The organism is Pseudomonas abyssi, assembly GCF_003444685.1.
Classification (GTDB): Bacteria; Pseudomonadota; Gammaproteobacteria; order Pseudomonadales; family Pseudomonadaceae; genus Halopseudomonas; species Halopseudomonas abyssi.
Map to the genome: position 1 here is coordinate 66,931 of NZ_LMAZ01000010.1, position 1,116 is coordinate 68,046.

General features: G+C 50.9%; 1 protein-coding gene and 1 pseudogene. Both read left to right on the plus strand.

Going from position 1 to position 1,116, the window contains the following annotated elements:
• Nucleotides 1-415 (plus strand): annotated as a pseudogene (locus ASB58_RS18465) (hypothetical protein); the annotation flags it as partial.
• 416 nt (nucleotides 416-831) lie between these two features.
• Entirely contained in the window at nucleotides 832-900 is a 69-nt protein-coding gene (locus tag ASB58_RS20625; protein WP_456239133.1) for a hypothetical protein, read from the plus strand.
• Nucleotides 901-1,116 lie beyond the last annotated feature (216 nt).

The window sequence follows — 1,116 nt, forward strand, 5'->3', positions numbered from 1 at the left end:
AAGTGCCGCTTCTGCGAAGTTGCAGGAGGATATCCAACGGGCTAATTTGACGTTGGGAGGTCCAAAAGGTAGCAGTGGCGCAGAAAGCGCTATCAATCAAGGTAGGCTCAATTCTCAGCTCTTGGCTGAGGAGGTCGCGAGCGGTCATGCGTTCCAGAAGCATGTAGTCGAACGGCAAGAGTTTGCTGATCTTGGCATCAGCACAAAAAGCCAATTCCAGAGTTTTTTAGAAAAAATCGTTTCCAATCCAGCAATTGAGCGCCGCCAAGCTGTTGATGGTACGGTCTACTATCTTGATAGTGCTACGAAGACCATTGTTATTAGAGGGCAGAGAGGTGAGGCTACGGCATTCAGGCCCGACAAGGGGGGCGTTGGTTGGGAAAACTATATTGAATCGCAGGTACCCAAGAAATGACTGAATTTAATAATGGGCTTGAGTCTATTCACCTCGCAGTCACGCCTAAAGAGTTACGGTACTTTATTTCATGTGGTTTGGCTCTGGTGCAGAATGTGCCTGAAGACTCCCTTCCGACATATTGTGGCTTGAGTAAAGATGAAATTATGGAGTTCTCTCTACGCCTGAGGGAAGTCGCGGATAAAATTGGTGTTGATATGTAGGCGAGTGAGCGGCTAATTTCTAGCCGCTTACCTTTCGGGCAAAAGAGCCGACTCGTTTTATTGACGCTGTGAAGGTCGTTGATCAGAAGGCTGGGCAGACCATTCAGGGAGCTGGACGGTCTCAATGACCAAGTGCAACACCTAATGTAGGGTGTTGTCATGCCAAATCACTATACACATTTGCGCATCGAGGACCGCGTCACCTTGATGCTTATGCGCCAATCCGGCCATAACCTTCGAGCAATCGCCAGTGCGCTCGGCAGGACCGCCCAGCACCCTTAGCAGAGAGCTCAGACGTAATCGTCAGCACGACTGTTATCACTGTTCCACCGCCGAGCAGCTGTCAGAGCAGCGGCGTCGCTTGCCGTGGGGCGTAGGGTCAGGTCTTGCTTTTTGTCTTCCTAGCGACAACAAAAGTGGGCTCGGATAAAACTTCTGGCGCAAGCCTGACCTGACTGTTCTTCCACCTTGCCAGCCAGCGGCGACTTCACCGTCTTT